Annotated in this window: 23 protein-coding genes; 7 read left to right on the top strand and 16 right to left on the bottom strand. The window is 31.0% G+C overall.

The features are described 5' to 3' along the window. Nucleotides 1–93: 93 nt before the first annotated feature. Both gldC and gldB read right to left on the bottom strand, forming a co-directional pair. A complete protein-coding gene (gene gldC, locus Q0935_RS07260) occupies nucleotides 94–429 on the bottom strand; it encodes a gliding motility protein GldC (protein WP_299251088.1) in 336 nt (111 codons plus the stop codon). Beyond that, the gene (gene gldB / locus Q0935_RS07255; RefSeq protein ID WP_299383960.1) at nucleotides 429–1,403 is read right to left on the bottom strand and encodes a gliding motility lipoprotein GldB; all 975 of its coding nucleotides are present in this window, start codon (nucleotides 1,401–1,403) and stop codon (nucleotides 429–431) included. Before gldB ends, gldC begins: the two co-directional genes overlap by 1 nt. A gap of 72 nt (nucleotides 1,404–1,475) precedes the next feature. On the opposite strand from gldB, the gene nadE reads away from it, so the two are divergent. Continuing rightward, nucleotides 1,476–2,264 (top strand): NAD(+) synthase, encoded by a 789-nt coding sequence (nadE, locus tag Q0935_RS07250; RefSeq protein WP_299383957.1) that lies wholly within the window; start codon nucleotides 1,476–1,478, stop codon nucleotides 2,262–2,264. Nucleotides 2,265–2,373: 109 nt separating this feature from the next. After that, on the top strand, nucleotides 2,374–3,000 hold the full coding sequence (locus tag Q0935_RS07245) for a response regulator transcription factor (RefSeq protein WP_299251094.1): 627 nt from the start codon (nucleotides 2,374–2,376) through the stop codon (nucleotides 2,998–3,000). On the opposite strand, the gene dnaG is transcribed toward Q0935_RS07245, so the two are convergent. The 13 genes from dnaG to Q0935_RS07180 all read right to left on the bottom strand — a co-directional run bounded on the left by dnaG (nucleotide 2,995) and on the right by Q0935_RS07180 (nucleotide 18,939). Further along, nucleotides 2,995–4,956, bottom strand: coding sequence for a DNA primase (dnaG, locus tag Q0935_RS07240; protein WP_299383955.1), 1,962 nt, complete (start codon nucleotides 4,954–4,956; stop codon nucleotides 2,995–2,997). The two genes, Q0935_RS07245 and dnaG, sit on opposite strands and share 6 nt — an antisense overlap. Before the next feature lie 171 nt (nucleotides 4,957–5,127). Further along, nucleotides 5,128–6,222 (bottom strand): hypothetical protein, encoded by a 1,095-nt coding sequence (locus Q0935_RS07235; RefSeq protein ID WP_299383953.1) that lies wholly within the window; start codon nucleotides 6,220–6,222, stop codon nucleotides 5,128–5,130. Between the two features lie 73 nt (nucleotides 6,223–6,295). Beyond that, on the bottom strand, nucleotides 6,296–7,060 hold the full coding sequence (locus Q0935_RS07230; RefSeq protein ID WP_299383951.1) for a hypothetical protein: 765 nt from the start codon (nucleotides 7,058–7,060) through the stop codon (nucleotides 6,296–6,298). Continuing rightward, nucleotides 7,047–7,610, bottom strand: coding sequence for an RNA polymerase sigma factor (locus Q0935_RS07225; RefSeq protein ID WP_299251102.1), 564 nt, complete (start codon nucleotides 7,608–7,610; stop codon nucleotides 7,047–7,049). Before Q0935_RS07225 ends, Q0935_RS07230 begins: the two co-directional genes overlap by 14 nt. Nucleotides 7,611–7,914: 304 nt before the next feature. Continuing rightward, nucleotides 7,915–9,699 (bottom strand): WG repeat-containing protein, encoded by a 1,785-nt coding sequence (locus tag Q0935_RS07220; RefSeq protein ID WP_299383949.1) that lies wholly within the window; start codon nucleotides 9,697–9,699, stop codon nucleotides 7,915–7,917. 135 nt (nucleotides 9,700–9,834) lie between these two features. Beyond that, nucleotides 9,835–10,812, bottom strand: a complete 978-nt coding sequence (locus Q0935_RS07215; RefSeq protein WP_299383947.1) for a polyprenyl synthetase family protein — start codon at nucleotides 10,810–10,812, stop codon at nucleotides 9,835–9,837. Nucleotides 10,813–10,855: 43 nt separating this feature from the next. Next, on the bottom strand, nucleotides 10,856–12,130 hold the full coding sequence (rodA, locus tag Q0935_RS07210; RefSeq protein WP_299383945.1) for a rod shape-determining protein RodA: 1,275 nt from the start codon (nucleotides 12,128–12,130) through the stop codon (nucleotides 10,856–10,858). Beyond that, complete coding sequence (mrdA, locus tag Q0935_RS07205) at nucleotides 12,130–14,058, bottom strand: penicillin-binding protein 2 (protein WP_299251112.1); 1,929 nt, start codon at nucleotides 14,056–14,058, stop codon at nucleotides 12,130–12,132. Before mrdA ends, rodA begins: the two co-directional genes overlap by 1 nt. Next, nucleotides 14,055–14,564: a rod shape-determining protein MreD gene (locus Q0935_RS07200; protein ID WP_299383943.1), complete on the bottom strand. Its 510-nt coding sequence runs from the start codon at nucleotides 14,562–14,564 to the stop codon at nucleotides 14,055–14,057. The genes mrdA and Q0935_RS07200 overlap by 4 nt, the downstream gene beginning before the upstream one ends. Continuing rightward, nucleotides 14,557–15,375, bottom strand: a complete 819-nt coding sequence (gene mreC, locus Q0935_RS07195; RefSeq protein WP_299383941.1) for a rod shape-determining protein MreC — start codon at nucleotides 15,373–15,375, stop codon at nucleotides 14,557–14,559. The genes Q0935_RS07200 and mreC overlap by 8 nt, the downstream gene beginning before the upstream one ends. 15 nt (nucleotides 15,376–15,390) lie before the next feature. Beyond that, complete coding sequence (locus tag Q0935_RS07190) at nucleotides 15,391–16,419, bottom strand: rod shape-determining protein (protein WP_055435056.1); 1,029 nt, start codon at nucleotides 16,417–16,419, stop codon at nucleotides 15,391–15,393. A gap of 432 nt (nucleotides 16,420–16,851) precedes the next feature. Then, on the bottom strand, nucleotides 16,852–18,384 hold the full coding sequence (purH, locus tag Q0935_RS07185) for a bifunctional phosphoribosylaminoimidazolecarboxamide formyltransferase/IMP cyclohydrolase (protein WP_299383938.1): 1,533 nt from the start codon (nucleotides 18,382–18,384) through the stop codon (nucleotides 16,852–16,854). A gap of 99 nt (nucleotides 18,385–18,483) precedes the next feature. After that, nucleotides 18,484–18,939 carry a GAF domain-containing protein gene (locus Q0935_RS07180; protein WP_299383936.1) on the bottom strand — a complete coding sequence of 152 codons (456 nt, stop codon included), beginning with the start codon at nucleotides 18,937–18,939 and terminating at the stop codon, nucleotides 18,484–18,486. Nucleotides 18,940–19,018: 79 nt separating this feature from the next. Here Q0935_RS07180 and xrtF point away from each other — a divergent pair, with 79 nt between their 5' ends. Continuing rightward, entirely contained in the window at nucleotides 19,019–19,570 is a 552-nt protein-coding gene (gene xrtF / locus Q0935_RS07175; RefSeq protein ID WP_299383934.1) for an exosortase family protein XrtF, read from the top strand. Next, entirely contained in the window at nucleotides 19,563–19,991 is a 429-nt protein-coding gene (locus Q0935_RS07170; protein ID WP_299251124.1) for an exosortase F system-associated protein, read from the top strand. Before xrtF ends, Q0935_RS07170 begins: the two co-directional genes overlap by 8 nt. A 259-nt stretch (nucleotides 19,992–20,250) precedes the next feature. On the opposite strand, the gene Q0935_RS07165 is transcribed toward Q0935_RS07170, so the two are convergent. After that, nucleotides 20,251–22,614 (bottom strand): hypothetical protein, encoded by a 2,364-nt coding sequence (locus tag Q0935_RS07165; protein WP_299383932.1) that lies wholly within the window; start codon nucleotides 22,612–22,614, stop codon nucleotides 20,251–20,253. Nucleotides 22,615–22,724: 110 nt separating this feature from the next. Here Q0935_RS07165 and Q0935_RS07160 point away from each other — a divergent pair, with 110 nt between their 5' ends. The 3 genes from Q0935_RS07160 (at nucleotide 22,725) to Q0935_RS07150 (ending at nucleotide 26,158) form a co-directional block, all read left to right on the top strand. Then, nucleotides 22,725–23,129, top strand: a complete 405-nt coding sequence (locus Q0935_RS07160; protein ID WP_299383930.1) for a hypothetical protein — start codon at nucleotides 22,725–22,727, stop codon at nucleotides 23,127–23,129. A gap of 69 nt (nucleotides 23,130–23,198) precedes the next feature. Further along, nucleotides 23,199–23,924 carry a heavy-metal-associated domain-containing protein gene (locus Q0935_RS07155; RefSeq protein WP_299383928.1) on the top strand — a complete coding sequence of 242 codons (726 nt, stop codon included), beginning with the start codon at nucleotides 23,199–23,201 and terminating at the stop codon, nucleotides 23,922–23,924. Continuing rightward, nucleotides 23,924–26,158 (top strand): TonB-dependent receptor, encoded by a 2,235-nt coding sequence (locus Q0935_RS07150; RefSeq protein ID WP_299383926.1) that lies wholly within the window; start codon nucleotides 23,924–23,926, stop codon nucleotides 26,156–26,158. The genes Q0935_RS07155 and Q0935_RS07150 overlap by 1 nt, the downstream gene beginning before the upstream one ends. Nucleotides 26,159–26,167: the final 9 nt, after the last annotated feature.

The following is a 26,167-nucleotide window of genomic DNA, read 5'->3' as shown; positions in this document are numbered from 1 at the left end:
TAAATGTTAAAAAGATCCTCAAATAGATAAAAGACGTATTTAATAGCTGAAACGCATTAATTGCAAATCATTCAATACGGGATTAGAATAAATCTACTTCTTATTTATTTCCAGTTTTTCAGCAAAATAGTCGCAAAAATCCTTCATTGTGGCAGTCATTTTTTCGTCTTGAGTTGCACGATTAAAAGTACTACTCATGGCAACTAGTGTTTGGTGAAAGAAAACTTTCATTTCGTCTACAGGCATGTCTTTTGTCCATAAATCTATACGTAAAGATTCCTGCGCTTCGCTATCCCAAACCGATAACATCATCGCTTTAGCTTCAGCATTTGTAATGCCACCATCTTGTGCTGTCCAGTTAATTTTTTCTGGTACTCTATTCTCGTCTAATTCTACGTTTAAAGTGATTTTAGATTTTAAATTTGCCATTATTTTTTTGGTTTGTATTTTGCGTTATCAAATATTTCTTCGGTGCTTTTATTAAGCATTTGTTTAAATGGTATTGTGTTATTATTCATATAAGAACGGACTATTTGCCAACCAATATATTTGCCAATTTCTCCGGGAGATTCGCTATCGATTTGTTCGAGATAGAATTTAGAAAAAGGAGCAGGATTAATAAAACGACCAGGTATTTTTGAATCTGTACTATATAATAATTCTTTGTCTACAAAGTAACGCCAAATGTACTCTTCGTTAGCTTGTGTCCATTTATATTCATCTTCAGAGTAGTTTAATTTCTCTGCATCTGTTTTAAAAGGAATAACTTTGTCTTTAAAATACAATAGTTTTCCTTCGTAAATTAAATCGTCTAAAAAGGTTTTTCTTCTTTGCTGAAAAGTATAATGTTTAGCATAGTTATTTGCTAAATCTACTGCCATAAACTCAGGCTCTAAATCTTCTATAATATATTCTTGAATCCCTTGGTAAAAGTAATGCTCGTTGCCTAAATAGTTAGCTAAAGGTAAAATTACAATGGTATCTGTAACAATAACTTTGTTTCTATAATCTACATCTGAGGCTACAGAAATTAATCTAGGTGTTTTAAACTGTGGAAAATAATATTTTAAATGTTGAAATAAAGATTTTATTTCTGATGTTTCCGTTTTTAAGTCTTTAAATTTTTTAAGAACTTCACTTTGTATTTCAAGTTGTAATGTGTCTACCATTTGGTTAACCCAAAAAGAATCATCATATTTTTTAGGAAACATAAAAGGAAACGTTTCTTTCAGTTTAGGTAAGTTTTCAGGCTTAGCTTCAGCGAAAGCTTTATCAAAACGTTCGATAGTAAAATCGATGTTTATTTTGGCAATTTCGGTTTCAGTTTTGTCTTCTTTTCCGCAAGAAAGAATGCTTAAAAAGGTGAGTAGAAGAAAATAAATAGGTTTCAAAAGGCTTTTCATTTTTATTCCTAAAGTGTTTGCTTTATTTTTGTTAGGCAAAGGTACTATTCTTTGTTTAAAATACTTAAGAAAATGCAAACAGAAAAAGTAGTAAATCATATTGTTAATTGGTTAAAAGACTATGCTCTTAACGCAAGAGTTAATGGTTTTGTTGTGGGAATTTCAGGAGGAATAGATTCTGCAGTAACTTCTATGTTATGTGCAAAAACAGGTTTAGATGTTTTATGTATAGAAATGCCTATTCATCAAGCAGCTAGCCATGTATCTAGAGCACAAGAACATATTAAGTTGTTAAAAGCACAATTTCCTAATGTTAGCGAAACAAGAACAGATTTAACGCCTGTTTTCGAAGAGTTTAAAACAGAAGTATCTCTTGACGGTAAACAAGAAATTGTAGACATGGCCTTGGCAAATACACGTGCACGTTTAAGGATGACAACCTTGTATTATCACGCAGGACTGCTAGGTTTACTTGTTGCAGGAACAGGTAATAAAGTAGAGGATTTTGGTGTTGGTTTTTATACTAAATATGGAGATGGAGGAGTGGATTTGAGTCCTATTGCCGATTTACTAAAAAGTGAAGTTTATGCTATTGGAGAGTATTTAGGAGTTTCAAGCTCAATTATGAAAGCAGCTCCAAGTGATGGTCTTTTTGGAGATACCAGAAGTGATGAAGATCAAATAGGTGCTTCGTATCCAGAACTAGAATGGGCAATGCGAAAAAGTGAGAATGGTATGACAGAAAATGATTTTGAAGGAAGAGAAAAGGAAGTGTTTAGAATCTTTAAAAATTACAATAACTCTAACAAACACAAGATGATACCTATTCCAATTTGCGAAATTCCTAATGAATTTAAGTAAAAGTTATAAATATTATAATATTCCTTATCTTTACGCTGCTATTTATTTATCTATTATCAATTTTTTTTGAGTCTAACCACTTAAAATAAAATAAAAACTTAAAAATACTATGGTCAAGCTACTTGTGGTTGATCAGCATCCTATTGTAAGCAAAGGTCTAGAACTTGTATTTAACGCCACGCGCGATATAAAGTTTATGGGCAGTGTAGATAATGGAGAGGCTATCTTCGAATTCCTTAAAAGTACTCCTGTTGATGTTGTGTTAACAGAAATCGATTTGCCTAAACTTAACGGTCTTACCGCACTAAGGAGAATTAAAAGTGAATTTCCAGAAACAAAAGTGATTATGTTTAGTGGCCAGTCTGAAGAGGTTTATGCCGTTAGTTCTATAAAAGCTGGAGCAGATGGTTTTATTCCTAAAACAGCAGGAATAATTACACTAAGAGAGGCTATTTTAAAAGTTTATAAAGACGGTATGTATTTAAGCGATACGTTAATGCAGCGTTTAAATAAAAACTCTAAAGGCTTAAAAGGGAGTGCCTATTACAAGAAACTATCTACAAGAGAAGTAGAGGTTTTAAAGTTATTAGCTTCAGGTAAACGTAATAAAGATATTGCTAAAGAACTTGAAATTAACGAGAAAACGGTAAGTACTTATCGCGCGCGATTAATGAAAAAACTAAATGTAGATAATTTAGTTGATCTTGTTAATCAATCTAATACAATGCAATTATAAAACGCGATTTAATTTTCTAGACAGTAACATTTTTAATCCAGAATAGTCTTTAACTTCTTCTAAAACACTTCTATTAACCTCGTTTCTGTTTTCTAGAGTTTGTTGTTGGAAGCCAATAACTTTTCTATCAATTAAATGGCAACGCAAGCATAGAATCGTTTCGCTTACAAATTGTGCAACTGAATCTTTTTTAAGTTTCGGAAAAATATCTTTTCGTTCCCAGTCGGATAGAAAATGACGTTCGTCTTCCATTAAAATGTTTGTAATTTCATGTCCAATTTTAGCGTCTACAGTATTTATTAAACGCTCTGAAGAGAAATCTGGATTTTGATTAAGTGTTTCTATAATTTTATAGTAAATATCTTTAAACTGCGGATTCGAGAATTCCATTTCATCGTCTTGCAAGTCTAAAAATACTTTCTCAAACACTTTAGCTTCATGTGTTACAGGTTCTAAAACAAGAGCTCCGCTTTCGTTTTCTTTTAAAACCAAATCTTCAAAATCTTCAGTTTTATTACCGTAAAGTAAAAGAATCTCTATAATTTTTCGTTCTAAAATATACTGTACGTCTACCTTTTCTGGTGGTTGTTCATGCCTAATAACCTCAAAAGCTTCTGGTGGTCTTTCTTGGCTAGATTTATTGCTTTTGTTTGCTTCTTTTTGAGTAAGCTGGTCTAATGTGCTAAAAAGAACACCTTCACTAATATCCATAATTCTTGAACATTCTTGAATGTAAACTTCACGCTTAATACGGTCTGGAATTTTAGCAATACTATTAATAATATCTCTAATAGTATCTGCCTTTTTTATAGGATCGTTTTTAGAATCTTCAAATAGAATATTAGCTTTAAACTGTATAAAGTCTTTTGAATTTTCATCTAGATAATGCTTTAGCTCTTCTAATGTATTCGTTTTTGCAAAACTATCCGGATCTTCTCCTTCAGGGAATGAGCAAACTCTAACATTCATGCCTTGTTCTAGAATAAGATCGATACCTTTTAAAGAGGCACGCAGTCCTGCAGCATCACCATCAAAAAGAACAGTTATGTTTTTGGTAAGCCTGTTTATTAACCTTATTTGGTCACTTGTTAATGCTGTTCCAGAAGAAGATACCACGTTAGTAACTCCTGTTTGATGAAACTGAATAACATCTGTATAACCTTCAACTAAATAACAATTGTCTTCTTTAGCAATGGCTTGTTTTGCATGATAAATACCATATAATACTTTACTTTTATGGTAAATATCACTCTCTGGAGAGTTTAAGTATTTAGCCGCTTTTTTATCGTTGGTTAAAATACGTCCTCCATAGCCTAAAACACGACCACTCATACTTTGTATTGGGAACATTACACGCCCTTTAAACCTATCAAACTGCTTATCGCCTTTATCTATGGTTAGTCCGGTTCCTGCAAGAAATTCCATCTTGTAACCTTTCCTTAAAGCTTCATCTGTAAAAGCGCTCCATGCATCTGTACAATAGCCTAATTCAAACTTTTTTATGGTTTCATCTGTAAAGCCACGCTCCTTAAAATAGCTTAAACCAATGGCTTTACCTTTATCGGTGTTATGTAAAATATGTTTAAAATAAGTGTTAGCATATTCACTAACTAAGTAGAGACTTTCGCGTTTGTCTTGCGCTTCTTTTTGCTCGTTAGATTGCTCGGTTTCTTCTATTTCAATATTGTACTTTTTAGCTAAATATTTTATAGCCTCAGGATAAGTAAAGTGTTCGTGTTCCATTAAAAATGCAACTACATTTCCTCCTTTTCCTGTAGAGAAATCTTTCCATATTTGCTTAACAGGCGATACCATAAAACTTGGTGAGCGCTCCTCACTAAACGGACTTAAACCTTTAAAGTTACTTCCCGCTTTTTTTAAATTAACAAAATCGCCAATAACCTCCTCTAATCTAGCAGTTTCGTATACTTGGTCTATGGATGATTTTGATATCAATTTTTTAAGGGTTTTCGCTTCCGCGGAATTACGCTGTAAATGTAATATATTTCGAGAGGTTTTTGAAAATATCTATGCTTTATAAACTTATTTTATGAAATAAGTTTATAAACAAAAGCCGCTTCAAAGTTATATGAAGCGGCTTTTTAAATTAACTAATTCAGTTAAAAATTAATCGAAATCCATTCTCACACCAAGTGAGATGTTGTTTTGTTTTAGAGCATCATTTTTAAATGTTTCAGATAAATCATATTTCATATACAAACTGTAATCACCAACGCCAACATAAGCACCAACACCATAAATAAAAGGATTAGTATTGTAGTTGCGTTTTATTTTTTCTTTTACATTATCACCTTCTTGTTTGTATTTTAGTTTTAACATAGTGCCAGTTCTTAAACCGGCATAACCACCAAGACCAAATTTAAATTTCCCATCATTAATGTAACGTACACGATCTGGTTTTTCAATTTTACGCATTTTTCCAAATTCGAAGTATACAGGTACAACTAAATTTGTAATTCTTAGTTCAGACAGTTTTAAGTCTTCGCTAAAGGTTTCTAGTGTTGTTGTATTTCCGTTTTGAACAAAAATTTTGTTATCCTCAAGTTGATATCGGTTTACTTGAAATGCAAGACCATATTTAATTCTTGGTGCGTTTCCAGACAATCCTAATCTTGTTTTCCAGTTCCAACCTATTTCCATAAAACCAGATTTATTGATGTCGTAAGGAGAGCTTTTTAAGCTACCGCCATCTACAATAGCATTGTTGTAACCACCAGCAAACAGGAGTTCGTTGGTAGTACGAGTGTCGTATTTTACGTGTGTTTTTACACTATCGATAACTGTAATACCTGTAAAGTTGCTTATGTCGTTTAAGTCTTTAAAACCGAGATCTATTTCTTTTCTTTTTAAATTTCCATCTAAATCGAAAGGAGTGGAAAGGTTGTTTCTTTCGTAGAACGCTAATTTGTTTTCAAAAAGAGCTATTCTGTTTTCAATATTTAAAGCACGTTTTTTAGCAGCTTCTTGTTTTAAATCTTCACCTTGTTCGTATGTTATTTCTTTTTTAATAACACGGTCATTAATTTTTTCGACTTCAATTTTTAAAGCGTCTTTTTCGTGCGCTCTTATTTTGTCTTTTAAAAGGATTATTTGCTCCTCTTTTTTAGAGTTAGCTAATGCTTCATTAGTTTCTTGTGCTGCAACGTTTGAAACATAAAGACCTAATAATGCAATGACGAAGTACTTGGTAATTTTTTTCATAATTGTTCGTTTTTTGACGCCGATAGTACTATCAGCAGTTGTTGATATTGATTTTAAATTGATGATTTTTTTGTTAATCGTTACGTTCGGCAACAGATTCCTTAACTGTTTTGTAACCTTTTTTTACTGCTTTTAGAATTTTATCCCTAAAGCTTTCGTCTATATTGTCTTCTACTGCTATAAGTAAACCGTTATAGTCTATTGGTATTTTAACGGTTTTAGATCTTTCTCTAGCAATGTTTTCTGTTGCTTGCGCTAGTAAGTTATCTATTTCGTTATCTACAATGGTGTGTTTCTTATTTTTTATTTCTTTTGTAGCATTTTCAATAGAAACTAAAGGTTGGTTGGTTGTAATAGTGCTTTCTTTTAAAACTAAAGACTTTACAATTTGAATATTAGAAGCTTCTTTTTTGTTGGTAATTACTTTTTTAGAGCTTGTGTTTTCAGCTAAATAATTGTTAGTTTTAATATTTTTTGTAGCTTGTTTTGTTATATTTTTTGCTTTTAAACTTTCTTCTGTTTCAACAATAACTTCTTCAGCTTTATAATTGCTTTTTTTGTTTTCAATTTCAGTTTTTAACGTGTCGATTGTAGTATTCTCTTCAACTACAGTAGTGTTTATATTGTTTGTTGTTTCAATATTTAAAAAGAAATTAGAGACCAATAACACACCAATTACACTAGCAGCAATACCAAGCCACCAAAAGCCTTTTTTATTATTCTTTTTTTCTTCGTTATCTAAACGTTGAGATAAAGTATCCCAAGATTTAACAGAAGGCTTAATAGTTCTTTTATCGAGCCTGCTTTTTATGTCTTCTTCATATTTAATTGGTGCCATAACTCGATGTGTTTAATTTATTAATCTCTTGCTGGAGCATTTTTCGTGCTTTAAATAATTGTGATTTTGAGGTCCCTTCATTTATATTTAATAAGGTTGCAATCTCACTGTGTTTATAGCCTTCTATGGCATACATAACAAAAACCACTTTATAACCTTCTGGTAGTTTATCTATTAATTTCTGGATATGCTCTACCTCAATTTCACTATTAATGTTGTTAGTATGGTCGTGTTTAATGTCTACATCTTCAACAGCAAATTCTATATTTTTTTTCTGTCTTAAAAAAGAAATAGATTCTCTTACCATAATACGTCTTATCCAACCTTCAAAACTACCTTCGTTTTTAAAACTTTTAATGTTTGTAAATACTTTAAAGAACCCATTTAACATTGCTTCTTCTGCATGTTGTAGATCTTTAATATAATATCTGCAAACGCTTAACATTTTTGGCGCATGCAACTCATACAATACGTGTTGTGCTTCACGATTGTTTTTTTGAGCTCTCTTTATGAGCTTTGGTTCATTTTTATAGAGCTGTATAACTTTCAAAAAACAGTTAGTTTAGTGGTTCTATTTATAAAGACGCAAACTTTACAGAAAAGGTTGCCTGAGGATTTAAAAAAAATATATTTTTTCAATAATGCAATTTACAATTAATTTAAAAAGAAGAGTTGGAGCTTAGATATTACCATGTTTCTATAATTTTAGATTAAAAGGTTTTCTATTGATAATGAATAAAAAAAAGTCAGTAACTAATTTTAGTTGCTGACTTTTTTTGTGAATATAAATTAAATCTAATGTTTATTAATAGTTGTGTTTTGTAGATTTTTATTTCGATGTTAGCAACTGGGCTTTATCGGTGATTTAATATATAACTAAATTTTTCATCAATCAATTTCGTGCCAACCTTTTGCTCTAAAACTTTTCCTTTAGTGTCAGTTGAAAAATATTTACCATTCTTTTTTAAATAAATAGTATCCAATTCTTTATTTGTAAGATAATGCCATTCCCATAAAATTTGTTCGTATTCAATTGGATTAACTATTTCGTTTTTCCAATTGATTGTTCCAAATAAATTGTTTTTTTTAACTTTGATTAGTTTAGAATTATCTACTAAAATCTTATCATAAATAGGTGGAATTACTATTTCTCCCTCTCTGCTAATTAATCCTTTCTTTTTGTTCTTTGTTACAAAATGTTCATCTGGACCATATTCCACCCAATTAGATATTTCATCATATTCTATTGGAATAATTATATTTTCATGAATATCTATTATCCCAAAAAGGTTGCTTTTTTTTACAATAAACCTATTGGTTTCATCGTAAAAGCAAGGTGATATTTCTTGGTAAATAGCAGGGATTTTTAATTTTCCTTTTAAGTCTGATAAACCTACATTACCATCTTTTTCAAGTATTAAAAGGTTGCACCATTGTTTTCTTTCATTACAAGTTATTGAGTTATATTCGAAAGGAATAATAGTTTCGGCAAATGAGTTAATAACGCCAAATTTGCCATTCTTTTTTGCTATCGTAAAATCTTGATATCTAAAATTTGATAATTGCTCATATTCAAAAGGTATAATTATTTCTCCTTTTGTGTTTATAGCTCCAAATCTACCATTCTCTTTATAGATGTAATATTTTTGTTGATTTTCTCCTCGTTTAAGTCTATCCCAAATAATTTCTTCGTATTTGTTTTCGAGAAGAGTATCTCCATTGGAATCAAGTAATCCATACTTTCCTGAATCATTGGTTAAAAATTCTGCAAATTTATTTGAGTATATCGCTGGATGTTCGATTAGGTCATATTTTAAAGGAATTATTAAAGTGCCTAAACTATCAATAATTCCATATTTTTTATTCGCTTGTACAATTGCTAAATGGTTTACATTGAAAGGGAATGCAATATCGTACTTACCATAAGGAACAATAATATTAAAGTTAGAGTCTAGATAAGCAAATTGTCCAGACTTTTCAACTAAAATTAAACCGTTTGCACCAACAACATACCCTTTGTTCTCGGAATGTTTAAACACTTTATCAAATTCGAATTTAGTTTTTTGTTCTCCTTTATTAGAAAAAAAAGCCAGTTTTTTATTTTTACTTACAGCTACAAAATCATCAATTTTTGTATGTATACCGTAATCGTAAATTGCAGGTATTATTCTGTCTCCTTTTTTGTTTATGTATCCAATCTTATTATCGACTTTAATTTCAGCAATTCCATTTTTATAAAAATATGAGGCATTATCAAATTGGTACTCAATAACTATTTCACCTTTTCTATTAATATATCCTTCTTTACCGTTTTTAGTTTTACGAACGGGTGCAAGACCTTCACCGAAAACTCCAATATCGTCAAATGCAAAAGGAATTAAGATGTTCTCATTTATATCAATATAGCCATCTTTTCCATTTTTATGCGCTAGAATCATTCCTTCGTCGTCAATTGGATTTAGAAATTTATATCTGTTAAGAGGTATGATTGTGTCACCATTTTGGTTTAGAAATCCCCAAGTTTTATTGCTATTAATTCGTTTATAGGTTTGAGATTCAGATGAATTCAATTCCGTGTTTTTAGGTTTGCAAGAAATCACAAACAAAAGGATAAGTAGTAAATTTAATAATATTCTCAATGTTTGTCTTGCTTTGTTGCTAACTCTCTATATAGGTGTTTTTATTGTCGATATTCCGTAAATAAAACAGGATAAGTAAACGTTCTAGTTGTCGTTATCCTATAAAGATAGTTTATTACAGTGTAAAAAGACCTTTTACTTCTTTCTCTCAATCACGTAATTCACCATCAATTCTAAAGACGATCTATAGTCAGACTCTGGGAACTGTTGTAGTATTTGTAGAGCTTCAGCTTGAAAGGTTTTCATTTTTGTAACAGCGTATTCTAAGCCTCCATTATTTTTAACAAAAGCAATCACTTCGTTTACACGTTTCTTGTCTTTGTTATGGTTTTTAATAGAATTGATAACCCATTTTTTTTCCTTTTTACTCACGGTATTAAGAACGTGAATAAGTGGTAAAGTCATTTTTTGTTCTTTAATATCTATACCAACAGGTTTGCCAATGCTTGTAGAGCCATAATCGAACAAATCGTCTTTAATCTGAAAAGCCATACCTATAAGTTCTCCAAACTTGCGCATAGTTTCTACTTCGGGCGATCCTGGTTTTACAGATGCAGCACCAAGACTACAACAAGCGGCTATTAGTGTTGCTGTTTTTTGTCTTATTATTTCGTAATAAATGTCTTCGGTAATATCAAGACGTCTTGCTTTTTCAATTTGCAGTAATTCGCCTTCGCTCATTTCTCTTACGGCAACAGAAATAATTTTAAGTAAATCGAAATCCTCATTGTCTATAGAAAGGAGTAAGCCTTTAGATAATAAGAAATCGCCAATAAGTACTGCTATTTTGTTTTTCCAAAGTGCATTAATACTAAAGAAACCACGACGTTTATTACTATCGTCTACAACGTCGTCATGTAATAAAGTAGCTGTGTGAATTAATTCTATAACTGAAGCACCACGATAAGTACGGTCTTTAACATCGCCATTAGAGACCATTTTGGCAACTAAAAACACGAACATTGGTCGCATTTGCTTGCCTTTACGGTTTACTATGTAGTGTGTAATTCGGTTTAATAAAGCAACTTTAGATGCCATGGCTAAACGGAACTTTTTTTCAAAAAGGTCCATTTCGTAGGCAATAGGTTGTTTTATTTGTTCAGTTATTTTCAATTTTAAAAAATAGGTTATTTAAAGCTGCTAATATACTTATAATCTACCACTCATTAATTCGATTAGAATCTAGTTTTACAAAAATGAATACTAGAATAGTGAATCCCCAAAGACCAGAGCCACCATAACTAAATAACGGTAACGGAATACCAATAGTTGGTATTAAGCCCATAACCATGCCTATATTAATTAAAAAGTGAATAAATAGTATTGCTCCAACCGAGTAACCGTACACACGACTAAATTGCGATTTCTGGAGTTCGGCTAAATGTAGTATTCGTAAAATAAGGAGTACAAAAACGAGTACTACGGCAAAGCTGCCTATAAATCCCCATTCTTCGCCTACGGTAGTAAAAATATAATCTGTATGTTGTTCTGGTACAAATTTACCTGTAGTTCGTGTGCCTTCCATAAATCCTTTTCCTTTCCAGCCTCCAGCACTAATAGCTTTTTCACTCTCTAAGAGATTATATGCCGCTTTCTTTTTCATCTGTTCTAATTTTGCAGCATCTTTTTCAAGGCTTAACCAAATAGTGATCCTATCTTTTTGATGGAATGGCAATAGAGTATCGTAAGTAAAACGTACTAGAAAGGAAATTAGTAGTGCAATAGTTAATGTTATAATTGGTTGTATAAAGGAAGGTTTTTTCTTTTTAGAAAAATAGTAACCAAATACAATAATGGCACTAATAAACATAGTGATTACCACTCCAAATTTTAGTGCACAAATGGCTAGACCGATTAATAGTGATCCTATAATTAAGTATATTTTAGGAAGGCCTTCGCGATATAATACAAAGAAAAAGGCACCATATACTAGAGTACTACCAGCATCTTTTTGAAGTAAAATAAGAAATGCAGGTATTACAATAATAATAAAAATGCGAATTTGATGCTTAAATTGCCTTATGTCTGTTTGTAAATCACTTACATATTTTGCGACAGCTAAAGCTGTTGCGGCTTTTGCAAATTCACTTGGTTGCAAGGTCATACCTCCTAAATCGTACCAAGATGTTGCTCCATTTATACTCTTTCCAAAGATAAATAAGCCAACCAAGGAGAGTAGTGAAGCAAAATAGATAACACTAGAAAAACGTTCGTAGAACTTAGCGTCTATAGATAGCATAAGAATAATTAATACAACCGAAAGGATTATAAAAATAAGCTGTTTACCATAAAACTCTGTAAAACTTAGGTAGTCAATAATTTCACCTGTATGCGAAGCAGATAAGATGTTTAACCACCCAAAACCTGCCAACATAAAGAAAAGCACAATGGTAATCCAATCGAATTTAAAATGTCTGTCGGTTTGTCTCATTACCTTTGTAACTTAGTTTTAGCTTCTTCAGGTAAATCTATAACGTCTTCCATTGGAATAACTTGATATTGCGATCCGCGATTAATTTGAAAAGGTTCTCCAGAATATGGCTTTGCATATTCATTTTCTAAACTATGGGTTAATAGCCATTTTTCTAAGTCTTTTCTAGTAATGGTTTTATTAACATATTTTTCTATCATTAAACTAGCGATTTTACCAGCAAAACGACTTCCAAAATAACCGTTTTCTACAAAGACTGCTAAAGCTATTTTAGGATTATCTTTTGGTGCGAATGCAACAAAAATAGAGTGATCTGTTAATTGTGTTTTTACACTATCAATTTTCATAAAATTTTCGACAGTACCAGTTTTTCCGCAAATATCAATGCCTTCTACTTGGAGGCTACTTGCAGTTCCTTTTTTGTAAACTTCTAACATTCCTTCAATAACAGGTTCAAAATGTTCTTTGTCTATTGTAGTGTATTTTGGCTTGGTGAAATTTTCAGGAAGTGTTTCTCCTTCAATAGCTTTTACAATATGTGGTGTGTAATAGAAGCCTCTATTAGCTATAGCTGCAATCATGTTTGCTAATTGTATTGGAGTAGTTAATACTTCTCCTTGACCAATAGCATTAGAAATAGTGTAAGTAGAGTAAAAACGTTCTGGATAGGCTCTTTGATAATAAGCTTTGTCTGGAATTCTTCCTTTTTGTCCAACAGCTAAATCATTATTTAAAAAGTTTCCTAAGCCAAAACTTTTAGCATGGTTACTCCATACTTCAATACCTTCTCTTGAGTTGTCAGCTTTTTCTAAAATCCTTCTATAAACAGTAGCGAAATATGCATTACATGATTTTTGAATACCTAAAGACATATCTCTTAATCCACTTCCGCAATGGCAACCCATATGGCGATTACCATAATTATAGCCGTTTTTACAAGCTATTTTTTCGTTGGTAGTTACTACACCTTCTTGTAAGGCTATTAATGCATTCATTAATTTAAATGGAGATCCAGGACTATATACACCTTGTAAACTTCTATTAAAAAGCGGTTTTGCAATAGAGTCGTTATATAGTTTTGTGTAGTTTTTAGAGCGCTTTCTTCCAACCAAATCATTAGGGTTATAAGTAGGTGCTGCAATCATGGCTAAAATTTCTCCAGTACCTGGTTCTATAGCAATTATACCACCACGTTTGTTTTGCATTAACCATTCGCCATAGGCTTGTAGTTCAGAATCTATTGTAATTTTTATATCCTTACCTTGTTCAGGTACGGTATCAAGTGTGCCTTCTTTGTAAGGACCAATATTTCTATTAAATCTATCTTTTTGAATAAATTTTATACCTTTTCTACCACGAAGAATGGTGTCGTAAGATTTCTCAACACCTTGTTTGCCCATTAAATCACCCATTTTATAATAAGGGTCATTTGCTATATCTCTATTATTAACTTCTCCAATGTCTCCTAATACATTGGCTCCAATGGTAGTTTCGTATTGACGTAAAGAACGTTTTTGAATGTGAAAACCAGTAAATTTTCTCATTTTTTCTTGAAGTACCGCATAATCTTCTTTAGATAAATGCGAAACAAAAGGCGAAGGTAATCGCCAAGAATAATGTTTGGCTTTTTTTAACTGCTTATCAAAACGTTCTTTATCGATCTTTAATAATCGGCAAAACTCTAAAGTATCTAATGGTTCTACTTCTCGAGGTATAACCATAACATCGTAAGATGGCTGGTTGGCTACTAAAAGCTTTCCATTTCTGTCGTAAACAAAGCCTCTTTTTGGGTAGTCGTAAACCTTTCTAATAGCATTGTCATTTAGAATACTATCAGCATCAGAATTATAAACTTGTAAATAGAATAGTCTTACAGTAAATATTATACCAACAAGAATAACAGAAATAAAGAGTAGAAATTGTCTCATTTTTTATTTGAACCACTAAAGATTATTGAAATTAACAAGCACAATAAAATAGTGAATATACTAGAGAATAACGTGTTTTTTAAGACTAAAAGTATTTTTGAAAAGTTAAATATTTCTAACGAAAACAAAATAAAATGATGAACAATTGTTAATATTGATATGTAGGTAATACGTTGTCCAAAATCGACATTATTAAATTTAACAGATTGATGGTCGTAAACCGCTCCAAAACTAAACTTTAAAGCTACAGGACGAATAAAAGCTATTGTTACTGCTGCTGCTGCATGAATACCTCCCGAATCTAAAAACATATCTATGCATAAGCCTAAAAGAAAGCTTAGTAGAATAAATAACATTCTATTATTTTTTATAGGAAACAATAGAATGAATAAAATATAGGGATACGGATTTATGTAACCCATAAAATTTACATGACTTAATAATAGTACTTGTAATAAAAGCAATACTATAAAACGGACGGTATGTATAGATAATAAATTAGTCATTAGTGTCTAATAAGTTTTCTATATGTTTCGCATCGGTATTTTCAATAATGTAAACGTGCTCAATATTTGTCATGTCATTAAAAAGAGCAACTTCAATTTCATAATAATTTTCAGCCGTATCTAATTTAAAATTAGAGATTGTACCAATAGGAATTCCTTTAGGGAAAATTGTAGAACGTCCAGAAGTAGTAATGGTATCTCCAGTAGCTACAGGTGCAATTTTTGGTATTTCGCTAAGTTGTATTTGGTTTGGTGATTTTCCATTCCATTTTATAGATCCAAAATGATTGGTCTTTTTAAGTTTAGCACTAATGCTACTTGTAGTATTTAAGATAGAAAGTACCGTTGCATATTTAGAATTCGTTTTTTCAATAATTCCAATAATACCTTTACTTGAAATTACTCCAAAATCTTGCTTAATACTGTCGTTGTTTCCTTTGTTTAAAAGTAGAATGTTATTGGTTGCAGCATAGCTGTTTCTTATTACTTGTGCTGCTGTAAATTTATAATGATTGGCAAAGCTTAAACTATCTATAAAAGTAGAATCTGTAATGTTTTCGGTATTAAAAAGAATAGATTTTAGTTTATTATTTTCTTCTTGAAGTAATTTATTTTGTTCTCTTAAACCAAAATAGTCACTTATATTATTAGAAGTGTTAAAAATACCACCGCTTAAAAAATTAGCCGAATTTATAAACCTACTTCTATGATAACTATGAGATTGTATGGTTAACATCACCGAAATAAATAGCAATAGCGCAAACAGAAGAAACGATTTGTTTCTAAGTATAAAATTTACTATTTGTTGCATGTATTAAACCAGATTTTATTTTATCAATACACTTTTGTATTTCGGAAGGTTTTTTAACGTAATTCCAGTTCCACGCACAACAGCACGTAAAGGATCTTCAGCGATATAAACTGGTAAATCTGTTTTTTGAGATAAACGTTTGTCTAAACCACGAAGCATAGAACCACCACCGGCTAAATAAATACCAGTATTATAAATATCTGCAGCCAATTCTGGAGGTGTTTGCGATAATGTTTCCATTACGGCATCCTCAATTCTAAGAATAGATTTATCTAAAGCTTTAGCAATTTCTCTATAAGAAATTTGTACTTGCTTAGGTTTTCCAGTTAATAAATCACGTCCTTGAACGCTCATATCTTCTGGTGGTAAATCTAAATCTTCGGTAGCAGCACCAATTTGAATTTTAATTTTTTCAGCAGTACGCTCACCAACATAAAGGTTATGTTGTGTGCGCATGTAATAAATAATATCGTTTGTAAAAACATCACCTGCAATTTTAACAGACTTGTCGCAAACAATACCACCTAGTGCAATAACAGCAATTTCGGTTGTACCACCTCCAATATCAACAATCATGTTACCTTTAGGTTGCATAATATCAACTCCAATACCAATAGCAGCAGCCATTGGCTCGTGTATTAAGTAAACTTCTTTACCATTTACACGCTCACAAGATTCTTTTACGGCACGCATTTCTACTTCTGTAATTCCAGAAGGAATACAAACTACCATACGTAAAGACGGTGTAAATAATTTCTTTTTAAGCGCTGGAATGTTTTTAATAAACATGCTTATCATTTGCTCCGAAGCATCAAAATCTGCAATTACACCATCTTTTAATGGCCTAATGGTTTTAATATTTTCGTGCGTTTTTCCTTGCATTAAATTGGCTTCTTGACCAACTGCTATTATTTTTCCAGAAATGCGATCTCTCGCCACAATGGAAGGTGCATCTACAACAACCTTATCGTTGTGTATAATTAGTGTATTTGCAGTTCCTAAATCTATTGCGATTTCTTCTGTTAGGAAGTCAAAAAATCCCATGCGTTAAGTAGTAATTTATGAAGTTATTATTGAATTGCTGTAAAAGTAATAAAACTAACCAAAAAAACAGCGTTAATTGTTGATAGTTGTAATATAAATTTTTATAACTGAACGATTTATAATACAATCGAAAATAGATATACGCAGGAACAATAATTTTAGACGTTCTTTTTTTTGTTTTTCGCTTTTGCGGAATTACTAAATGCTGCGATTAGAAAGAGGAAGTTAATTTATTTAATCTTTGTTTTTTGATGTATTTTCTAGAGTTTTCGTAAAAGAAAAAGCTTCAGTTTAAACTGAAGCTTTTAATTGTTTTAGATTCTTTAGTAAAGCTTCTTTTAGAAAGATAAACCTATTTGTTTTGTCATTCAGAGCGAAGCGAAAAATCTTTATGTATTCTCTAATTCAAGAGGTCTCTTTTTTTAAGAGATTTTAGTGCTTAAAATGACGTGTACCAGTAAATACCATTGCAACTTCATTAGCATTACAATAATCTATACTTAATTGGTCTTTTATAGAGCCACCTGGTTGAATTACAGCAGTAATACCTGCGTTTTTTGCAATCTCTACACAGTCTGGGAAAGGAAAAAAGGCATCACTAGCCATTGCGCTTCCTTTTAAATCAAATTTAAAAGATTGTGCTTTATGTATTGCTTGGTTTAAAGCATCTACACGACTTGTTTGTCCTGTTCCACTAGCACATAATTGTCTGTTTTTTACTAATACAATAGTATTAGATTTTGTGTGCTTACAAATTTTAGAAGCGAAAATTAAATCGTCTAACTCAGCAGTTGTAGGTGCTTTTGTTGTTGCGTTTTTAAAGTCTTCTAATTTGTCTGTTATATTGTTTCTGTCTTGAACTAAAACACCATTCAAGCATGTTCTTACTGTTGTTTGAGCAAAAGCAGCATCTTTTAATACTAAAAGGACTCTGTTTTTCTTTCCTTTTAAAATAGTTTCAGCTTCAGTAGAATAACTTGGAGCAATTACAACCTCACAAAATAATTTATGAACTTCTTCGGCAGTTGCTGCATCAATTTCAGTATTAGAAATTAATACACCACCAAAAGCAGAAACTGGATCTCCAGCTAAAGCATCTGTATAGGCTTGGTGTAATGTATCGCGTTGTGCTAAACCACAAGCATTATTGTGTTTTAAAATAGCAAAAGTTGGCGCATCGTTTTTAAACTCGTCCATTAAATTTACAGCGGCATCAACATCTAAAAGGTTGTTGTAACTTAATTCTTTACCATGAAGTTTTGTGAACATTTCATCAAAATCTCCAAAGAAAAAACCACGTTGGTGTGGGTTTTCTCCATAACGTAAAACTTTTCCGTTTGTTTCAGAAACTTTAAGAGCAGCTATTTTATGGTCTGTATTAAAGTAATTAAAGATAGCAGAATCGTAGTGAGAAGAAACGTTAAATGCTTTTGCAGCAAATGCTCTTCTGTCTTCTTCAGTTAAATCTCCTTTTTTGTCTGTAATTAATTCTAAAAACTCAGCATAATCATCTACAGATGATACACAAATAACATCAGCATAATTTTTTGCTGCTGCACGAATTAAAGAAATACCTCCAATATCAATTTTCTCAATAATGTCTTGGTTTGGAGCTCCAGAAGCTACCGTTTTTTCGAAAGGATATAAATCGACGATTACTACGTCTATTTGTGGAATATCAAATTCTTTCATTTCGGCAACATCACCTTCATGATTTTGGCGGTTTAAAATACCACCAAATACTTTTGGGTGTAATGTTTTTACACGACCTCCAAGAATTGAAGGATATGAAGTCACGTCCTCTACAGGAACGACTTTTATACCTAAATCGTTAATAAATTTTTCTGTGCCACCAGTAGAATATATGGTAACGCCTTGTTTATCTAGTTCTCTAACAATTGGCTCTAAGCCGTCTTTGCTAAATACAGAAATTAATGCAGATTTAATTGTTTTGTTATTGCTCATTAGTAGTTGTGTTAATAAGCGTGCAAATTTACGTAAAAACGAAATGAGTTTTAGCTAAAAAGACAAAGCTTTTTAACTAAAACGACTAGTTATTAACAACTATAGTATTTCTGCGACTTTAGCGCAAACAAATTCTAAAAATCTTTCGTCTTTTTCTGTAAAAGGATCTGGTGTACCAGAATCGATATCTATTTGCCCAATATTCTCTCCGTTTACAAAAATAGGAACTACTATTTCTGCTTTTACAGATATGCTACAAGCGATGTAATTATCTTGAGCAGCAACGTCTGGTACTACAAAATTTTCATTACTAACTGCAACTTGCCCACAAATACCTTTTCCAAAAGGAATAATAGTGTGGTCTGTAGGTTCTCCAACGTAAGGCCCAATTTTCAACTCGTTTTTATCTCCATTTTTAAAATAAAAACCTACCCAATTGTAGTAACTTATGTTAGCATCTAATAATTCGCAAACTTTCATTAAACGCTCATCTGTAGTGTTTTTGTTATTAGAAAGTATTGCTTCAACTTGTGGTTTTAATGTCTCGAAAATCATAAAAATAAAAATTTTGGTAAAAGTATTTAAAAAGACGTAATTTCAACCTTTCAAAATCTAAATCTTTTCATAAATAAATTTGAAATCACTCTTTATAAAATATAAGTCTGTAATAAAATTTATCCTTACATTTTTGGCAGTGTATATAGGCTTATCTATAGTTTATAAACTCTATTTAAATACTTCGGTTGGTTCTCAATATTATCCAGATTATGTAACAAATTTGGTCACTTACCAAAGTGAAGCGTTATTAAACACAGTAGGTTATAATACGGAAGTTACAAGACATCCAGACGAACCTTCTATGAAACTATTAGTAAACGGTAAGTATATTGCTAAAATAATAGAAGGCTGTAACGCTATTAGCGTAATTATATTATTTATATCTTTTATAATTGCTTTCTCAGGTAAAATAAAAACAACTGTTGTGTTTTTATTAACTGGAAGTGTACTTATTTATGCTGTGAATCTTGTTAGAATTGTAATTCTATCTATCGGTTTATATCATTATCCATGGCGCAGTGAAATTTTACATACGGTTATTTTTCCGGCGATTATTTACGGAATGGTATTTCTACTTTGGATGCTTTGGGTGAATAGATTTTCTAATATTGGTAAAAATAATGGGTAAGTATAAAAAATATATCTGGTTATTTTTCCTTTTCGGGTTGTTGGTTTTAGTGCGCGCTTTCGAGAGTAAATTGTTCTACGATCCTTACTTGCAGTTTTTTGAAAACGACTATTTGTATTTAGATTCTCCAAGAAGAGAGGTCTTTAAATTGACGTTGTTTACTACATTACGATATCTAATTAATACATTAATTTCATTAACAATTTTATATGTCTTTTTTAGAGATAAGAGTATTGTTAAGTTTTCTCTAATTGTTTATGCACTCTCTTATATTATACTTTTGGTTTTGTTTCTATACTTTGTTTTAAATCCTAAACAAGAAAATTATTACATGTTTTTTAATATTAGAAGATTTTTGATACAGCCATTATTGCTCATTCTTTTATTACCGGCCTTTTATTATAATCGTTTAAAAAACTAATTTTAAGATAATATTTTTACAAGTTATAGATTATTCTATTTGTATGTTTTTACTAATATAGAGTTGTACTTTATCTGTAATAATATCGAAATTGTAATTTTTTTTGGAAGGTTTGATTTTTTATATGCGTTTTAATCAATTATTACGTCTAAACCATAGTAAGGTTAATATAAGCATTCGTTGTGTTTGTGTGTTTTAGAAGCACTATTGTGGTGTACTAATTAGTATACCACAATGCTCCATTGGTTTTCTCTAATATTTATTTTGTTGCTGAGTCTAAATTTATCGTTTTTTCTAAACTGTATAACACTCCATTTTCATCCATTCCGTTCATTATAAGTTGGGCCTTGTCTTTATAGTAATTTGGAACTTTGATGGTTATTATTCCGTTTTGGTTAGCTTGTACAGAAGGAATCCAATTTAGTACGCCATATATAGAAAAGAAATCTGACGAAGTCGAAGTGTAAAATGGACTTTCATAGTCCAGGCTGTCTTCAAAACCAAAAGCAATATTAAAAGCGCGATGTTGATCTTTTACTTTACTAGTTATGGCTTTTTTAGAAAAAATATTAATTACACCTCCTGCTCCTGCAGCACCATATATTGATCCAAGATGAGAAATAAAAAGTTCATCAACTTCGTTTACCACTAGATTAATTAAGATAGAAAGATCATCTACAGGGATATTGTTAATTAATACAAGTGGTGCAATTCCATTTGGAGTACTCATAGTTATTGCGCGTCTTGAGGTTATTGTAAGGCGGAATCTTGTGTAATCAATAACGACTTCAAATCCGTTTTGTTTAATTATATCAGTAATTAACTGAAATTGGTCAGAGTTATAATCAAAAACAATATGTCTAGCAAACATAGCGCCTAAAGGTGTGTTTTTTGTTTCTTTAGGTTTATTATTTATTGTTTCTAATTCTACACCATCTAATTTAACTACATCTTCTGTATTAATAAAATCTCCTTTTGTTTTTAATGGTAAAACTTCTTTTGGTTGAGTTTTAATTTTGTTAAATGTTATAGTTTCGGAAAAAGGTTTTGGATATAAATTATAATAAGGTTTTATTTTTTGAGTTTTTCCGTTCTTGTTCTTTAAAAGAAAATTTATTTCGGTATCGTTTCCTAAATATAAGTTATCAAAAGTGAATTCGTTTTCAGTTGTTAAAATGCTTTCGGCTTTTATTCCATTGTTTGAAGAAACTAACTCGATATAATTCCCTTCTTTATATTTTGTGTTGTTTAATTTTCCTTTAATTTTAAATCCGGTATCAAAATCATGTCTAACAACAATTTCGCTATTAATAATTTTTAATAATGATTGCTTACTCTCTCCCTGGGTAAGTAATAGTAAATCTAAATCGTAAAGCGATTTTCGAGATGTATCTTTTAGATATTCTTTTTCGTTAATAATAGATTGGTTTAAATATGGAAACAGAATTAGTTTTGTTTTAATGTTTTCTTTTAAACCATATAGATTAGAGCTTTCTGGTAAAACAGAAACACTAAAATTATTTTTTAGAGAACCTTTAATAGACGTTTTAAAACTAATCGTAGTAGAATCTTTGTCTTTATTAATGTTTTGCACTTCTAATTCTCCAATACTATGGTTTAAATCATTAAAGAACATACGTTCTAGTATTGGCTCATTTTGTTCATTTAAAAGAGATAAAATTGTAATTCCTTTAGGTAAATCTGTTTTATTTATTTGTAGAGCGTAACTTGTTTTGTTGTTCTCAAAGGCAACAGGAATACTATTAATAGTACCGTCTCTATGTAAATACAAGTAGTATTCTTTACCTACTAAACTATTAATAGTTTTTGGGTTTGTTGTAAGAGTTAAAACTACAGATTCAGTTTTATTTATTAAATTTAAATGTAGTCCTGTGTCTTTAATATTATTAATAGGTTTTGTAGTTTTTTCTATCTCATTATCATAAATAGTAACTTTATATTTATTACTGCTAGAAAGCTTTGCGCTAAATTTACCTATACCAAAGGCGTTAAATTTAAAAATGGTAATTATGCTATTATTACCATCTGTAAGAACACCTTTTAAATTAGCAGTGTCTAATGCAGTGTTTATCTTTACACCAACAGTATTAATAATATTATTTACTAATGCACCACTTTCTGGAATAATATCGAAGTCGTATTTTGTTTTAGGCGATTTAGTTTTAATTTCACTATTTACAACAAACTGTTTTAAATCTGATAAGTCTGTATCAAAGTTTCTCATCCAATTTGTTGTGGTTTTTATGTAGTATACTCCTGGTGTGTATTTTTCATCAATAGTTAATTGACCTTGCATATAGCCATCTCTACATTTAAAAATTTTTTGGTCAATCATTTCTCCTGAACTATTATATACATTAGTGTAGATATTAGTTGTGCTTAAGTAAGGATTTAAGGTAAAGTTATAATACACGTAAGAGGTGAACCATATTGATTCGTTTGCTGTGTAATTTGTTTTGTTCAGTTGGGTGAATATGTTTTCAGATTCCTGTTTAAAGTAATCATTATAGCGTTTAGAAACCTCAATTTGATTGGGTTGTTGAGCAAAACATATAGAGTAAATTAAAAGTGATAAAGCGAATAGTAGATTAGTTTTTTTCATAATGGTTGGTTTAAGTAATTTGGTGCAACAATTATTGTACCAGTATTTTTTGGTTTTTGTAATATAACTTTTTAATGTTTTTTAAGTCTAAAAATACGTAACTTTGTATTGTGAAAAATAGTTTATTAAATAAAGGATTGTCTTTTTTAATGGCATTTGTGGTGTTGTTTTCAACACTATCATTTACTATTGAGTCTCATTATTGTGGCGATCATTTAATAGATACCGCTGTTTTTACAAAAGCTAAAGTTTGTGGAGGTAATACTGCAGACAAAGATTTTGCAATGAAAAGTTGTTGCAAACATGAAGTAGATGTTATTAAAGGTCAAGATAAATTAAAGCTAAATACTTTTGATGATCTCGATATACAACACCAACTATTTCTTGCATCCTTCACTTATAGTTATGTTTCTTTATTTGTAACCTTGCCAAAGCAAGTTGTTTTACATAAAGAATATGCACCACCAAATCTCATTTTTGACATACAAGTGTTAGATGAGACTTTTCTAATTTGATATTTTATTTCTTTTGTTTTCGCTTTCGCGGAAATACTAAATCATGAAATAATTTATTAAAATCACACAATGATACATACATATACAGTTACAGGTATGACCTGTAATGGCTGTAAAGCTTCAGTTGAAAAACACTTGAATGCTTTGCCAAACGTAATAAACGCTTCAGTAAATCTTGAAAAGAGTGAAGCTACGGTTGAGATGTCTCACCACATTTCAATAGAAACGTTAAAGGAGACTTTACCAGGAAAATTTTCAATTTCAGAAAAACCAATAGAAAACGTTTTTTCAACGTCACAAGTTGAAGAAACAAAAAGTGACCTTCAGCAATTAAAACCATTATTTATAATCTTTGGTTATATAACGGTAGCATCGGTACTATTGCATTATAAACAATGGGACTGGAATAGTTTTATGCTCGACTTTATGGGTTTATTCTATGTTGTTTTTAGCTTCTTTAAAATACTAGATTTAAAAGGCTTTCCAGAATCTTTTAAAATGTACGATCCTTTAGCGAAGGCAATTCCGACCTACGGTAAAATTTATCCATTTTTAGAATTAGCACTAGGAATCATGTTTTTAATGCGAATACAAATTCCTGTCGCTTTAATTGTAACCATTATTATTTTAGGGATTACAACTGTTGGAGTAACAAAAACACTCTTAGATAAAAAAGCAATACAATGTGCTTGTTTGGGGACTGCTTTAAAATTACCTATGACAAAAGCAACATTTATAGAAAACACAATCATGATTGTTATGGCCGTAATTATGCTATTAAAAACATATATATAATGAGGAAGATACTTTATATACTATTTTTGCTGCCATTACTTGCATTGTCTCAAGAGCAATTGTCTGGCGTTATTTTAGAAGAGAGTAGTAGTCAATCTCCATTACCAGGAGCCAATGTATTTTGGTTGGGTACAAAGGTTGGGAATGTTACTAATTTTAACGGTGAATTCTCTTTACCATATAAGGTAGAGTATACTAAGTTAGTAGTAAGCTTTGTTGGTTATAAAACCGATACGCTTACTATTAATAATGCAAAACCAATAAAGCATAGCTTGAAACCTACGAGTGAGCTTGAAGAAATTAATATTACTTCTAGAAATAAAGCAACATCAAATTCTTATTTATCGGCTCAAAATATTATTACTGTAAGTAGTGATGAGTTGTTAAAAGCAGCTTGTTGTAATTTGGCTGAGAGCTTTGAAACCAATCCGTCTATAGACGTAAACTTTGCAGATGCGGTAACAGGAACTAAGCAAATTAAGATGCTGGGTTTAACGAGTCCGTATATTTTAATAGCAACAGAAAACATACCATCTATTCGTGGTGCATCTCAAGCTTTTGGGCTTAGTTTTATCCCTGGTACTTGGGTGGAAAGTATACAGATAACTAAAGGTGCAGGAAGTGTTGTAAATGGCTACGAGAGTATTGCTGGGCAAATAAATGCAGAGTTAGTAAAACCATCTACAGACGATAAATTGTTTGTAAACCTTTATGGAGGAAGCAATACGCGTTTAGAATTAAATACACATTTTAATACTAAAGTTAGCGATAAATGGGATACAGGAATATATCTTCATGGCAATTCACATAATAAAAAACACGATGTTAATGACGACGGCTTTTTAGATATGCCAACTTATAACCAAGTAAACATCATGAACCGTTGGCAATATACTAATCCGGAAAAAGGGATTGTTAGTTTTATTAATTTGAAGTATTTAAATGATGAAAAACAATCTGGAGAAATAGATTTTAATCCTCAAACAGATAAGTTGACCACTAATAAATGGGGAAGTGAAATTGATACAGAGCGTTACGAAGTAAGCGCGAAATTAGGTTATGTAAACCCAGTATTACCTTGGCAAAGTGTTGGTGTGCAAGCTGCTTATAGTGGACACCAACAAGATTCTTATTTTGGTTTAAATGTTTACGATATAGAGCATAACAGTTTGTATGCAAACGTAATTTATAATACTATAATTAGCGATTCTAGACACAAAATTAAAACAGGAGTAAGTTATACTTACGATCATTATAACGAGCTTGTAAATACAGCAGACTTTAAAAGAACTGAGAATTCTGTAGGAGCTTTTGTAGAGTATAATTATTTTAATCTAGATAAACTTAATGTTACTGCAGGATTAAGAGTGGATAATCATAATTTATTAGGTACGTTTATTACACCTCGTTTGCATATGCGTTACACCACATGGGAAAAAGGTGTGTTTAGAGCTTCTGTAGGAAGAGGAAAGCGTAGTGCTAATATTTTTGCAGAAAATCAAAAGATTTTTTCAACTTCCCGTGCTATTAATATTATAGATACTACAGGAAAAATTTATGGATTAGATCCAGAAATTGCTTGGAATTATGGTGTGTCGTTTCTACAAGGCTTTAGATTATTTGGAAGAAAGGCTGAGGTAACTGCAGATTTTTATAGAACAGATTTTAAAAACCAAGTAGTTGTAGATTATGAAAATGCACAAGAAGTAAATTTCTATAATTTGAAAGGAGATAGCTATGCTAATAGTCTTCAAGTCGAGTTGCATTACGAACCGTTTAGTCATTTTAACACGCGTTTAGCATATAAAAACTACGATGTTAAAACACAATACAATACGGGCGAGTTAGAAAAGGCATTAACTCCAAAGCATCGTTTTTTTGCTAACGCATCTTACGAGACAGAAATTAAAGAAGGTAGAACAGGATATTGGAAATTTGATGCGACTTATAATTGGTTAGGATCACAGCGTTTTTCTTCAACAGAAAATAATCCATCAGAATATCAGTTACCAGAACGTTCACCAACAGTTTCAACTGTTAATGCACAAGTTACAAAAGTATTTTCTCCAAAATTTGAAGTATATTTAGGAGGCGAAAATATACTAAATACTAGGCAAAATAACCCAATAGTATCTGCCGATAATCCTTTTGGTTCAAGTTTTGATACTACGTTTGTATATGGCCCAATATTTGGAGCAAATTACTTTGCAGGATTAAGATTAAAAATAAAATAAGACGTCTTG

Source organism: uncultured Lacinutrix sp. (genome assembly GCF_947500605.1).
Taxonomy (GTDB): Bacteria; Bacteroidota; Bacteroidia; order Flavobacteriales; family Flavobacteriaceae; genus Lacinutrix.
Note: the sequence above shows the minus strand (reverse complement) of the source record. Positions and strands in the feature narration are given on the sequence as shown.

Excerpts from the sequence above, each read along its gene's own strand:
- gldC (WP_299251088.1), bottom strand. The coding sequence starts at position 429 with ATGGCAAATTTAAAATCTAAAATCACTTTAAACGTAGAATTAGACGAG.
- gldB (WP_299383960.1), bottom strand. The coding sequence starts at position 1,403 with ATGAAAAGCCTTTTGAAACCTATTTATTTTCTTCTACTCACCTTTTTA.
- nadE (WP_299383957.1), top strand. The coding sequence starts at position 1,476 with ATGCAAACAGAAAAAGTAGTAAATCATATTGTTAATTGGTTAAAAGAC.
- Q0935_RS07245 (WP_299251094.1), top strand. The coding sequence starts at position 2,374 with ATGGTCAAGCTACTTGTGGTTGATCAGCATCCTATTGTAAGCAAAGGT.
- Q0935_RS07235 (WP_299383953.1), bottom strand. The coding sequence starts at position 6,222 with ATGAAAAAAATTACCAAGTACTTCGTCATTGCATTATTAGGTCTTTAT.
- Q0935_RS07230 (WP_299383951.1), bottom strand. The coding sequence starts at position 7,060 with ATGGCACCAATTAAATATGAAGAAGACATAAAAAGCAGGCTCGATAAA.
- rodA (WP_299383945.1), bottom strand. The coding sequence starts at position 12,130 with ATGAGACAAACCGACAGACATTTTAAATTCGATTGGATTACCATTGTG.
- mrdA (WP_299251112.1), bottom strand. The coding sequence starts at position 14,058 with ATGAGACAATTTCTACTCTTTATTTCTGTTATTCTTGTTGGTATAATA.
- Q0935_RS07200 (WP_299383943.1), bottom strand. The coding sequence starts at position 14,564 with ATGACTAATTTATTATCTATACATACCGTCCGTTTTATAGTATTGCTT.
- mreC (WP_299383941.1), bottom strand. The coding sequence starts at position 15,375 with ATGCAACAAATAGTAAATTTTATACTTAGAAACAAATCGTTTCTTCTG.
- Q0935_RS07190 (WP_055435056.1), bottom strand. The coding sequence starts at position 16,419 with ATGGGATTTTTTGACTTCCTAACAGAAGAAATCGCAATAGATTTAGGA.
- purH (WP_299383938.1), bottom strand. The coding sequence starts at position 18,384 with ATGAGCAATAACAAAACAATTAAATCTGCATTAATTTCTGTATTTAGC.
- Q0935_RS07180 (WP_299383936.1), bottom strand. The coding sequence starts at position 18,939 with ATGATTTTCGAGACATTAAAACCACAAGTTGAAGCAATACTTTCTAAT.
- Q0935_RS07170 (WP_299251124.1), top strand. The coding sequence starts at position 19,563 with ATGGGTAAGTATAAAAAATATATCTGGTTATTTTTCCTTTTCGGGTTG.
- Q0935_RS07165 (WP_299383932.1), bottom strand. The coding sequence starts at position 22,614 with ATGAAAAAAACTAATCTACTATTCGCTTTATCACTTTTAATTTACTCT.
- Q0935_RS07155 (WP_299383928.1), top strand. The coding sequence starts at position 23,199 with ATGATACATACATATACAGTTACAGGTATGACCTGTAATGGCTGTAAA.
- Q0935_RS07150 (WP_299383926.1), top strand. The coding sequence starts at position 23,924 with ATGAGGAAGATACTTTATATACTATTTTTGCTGCCATTACTTGCATTG.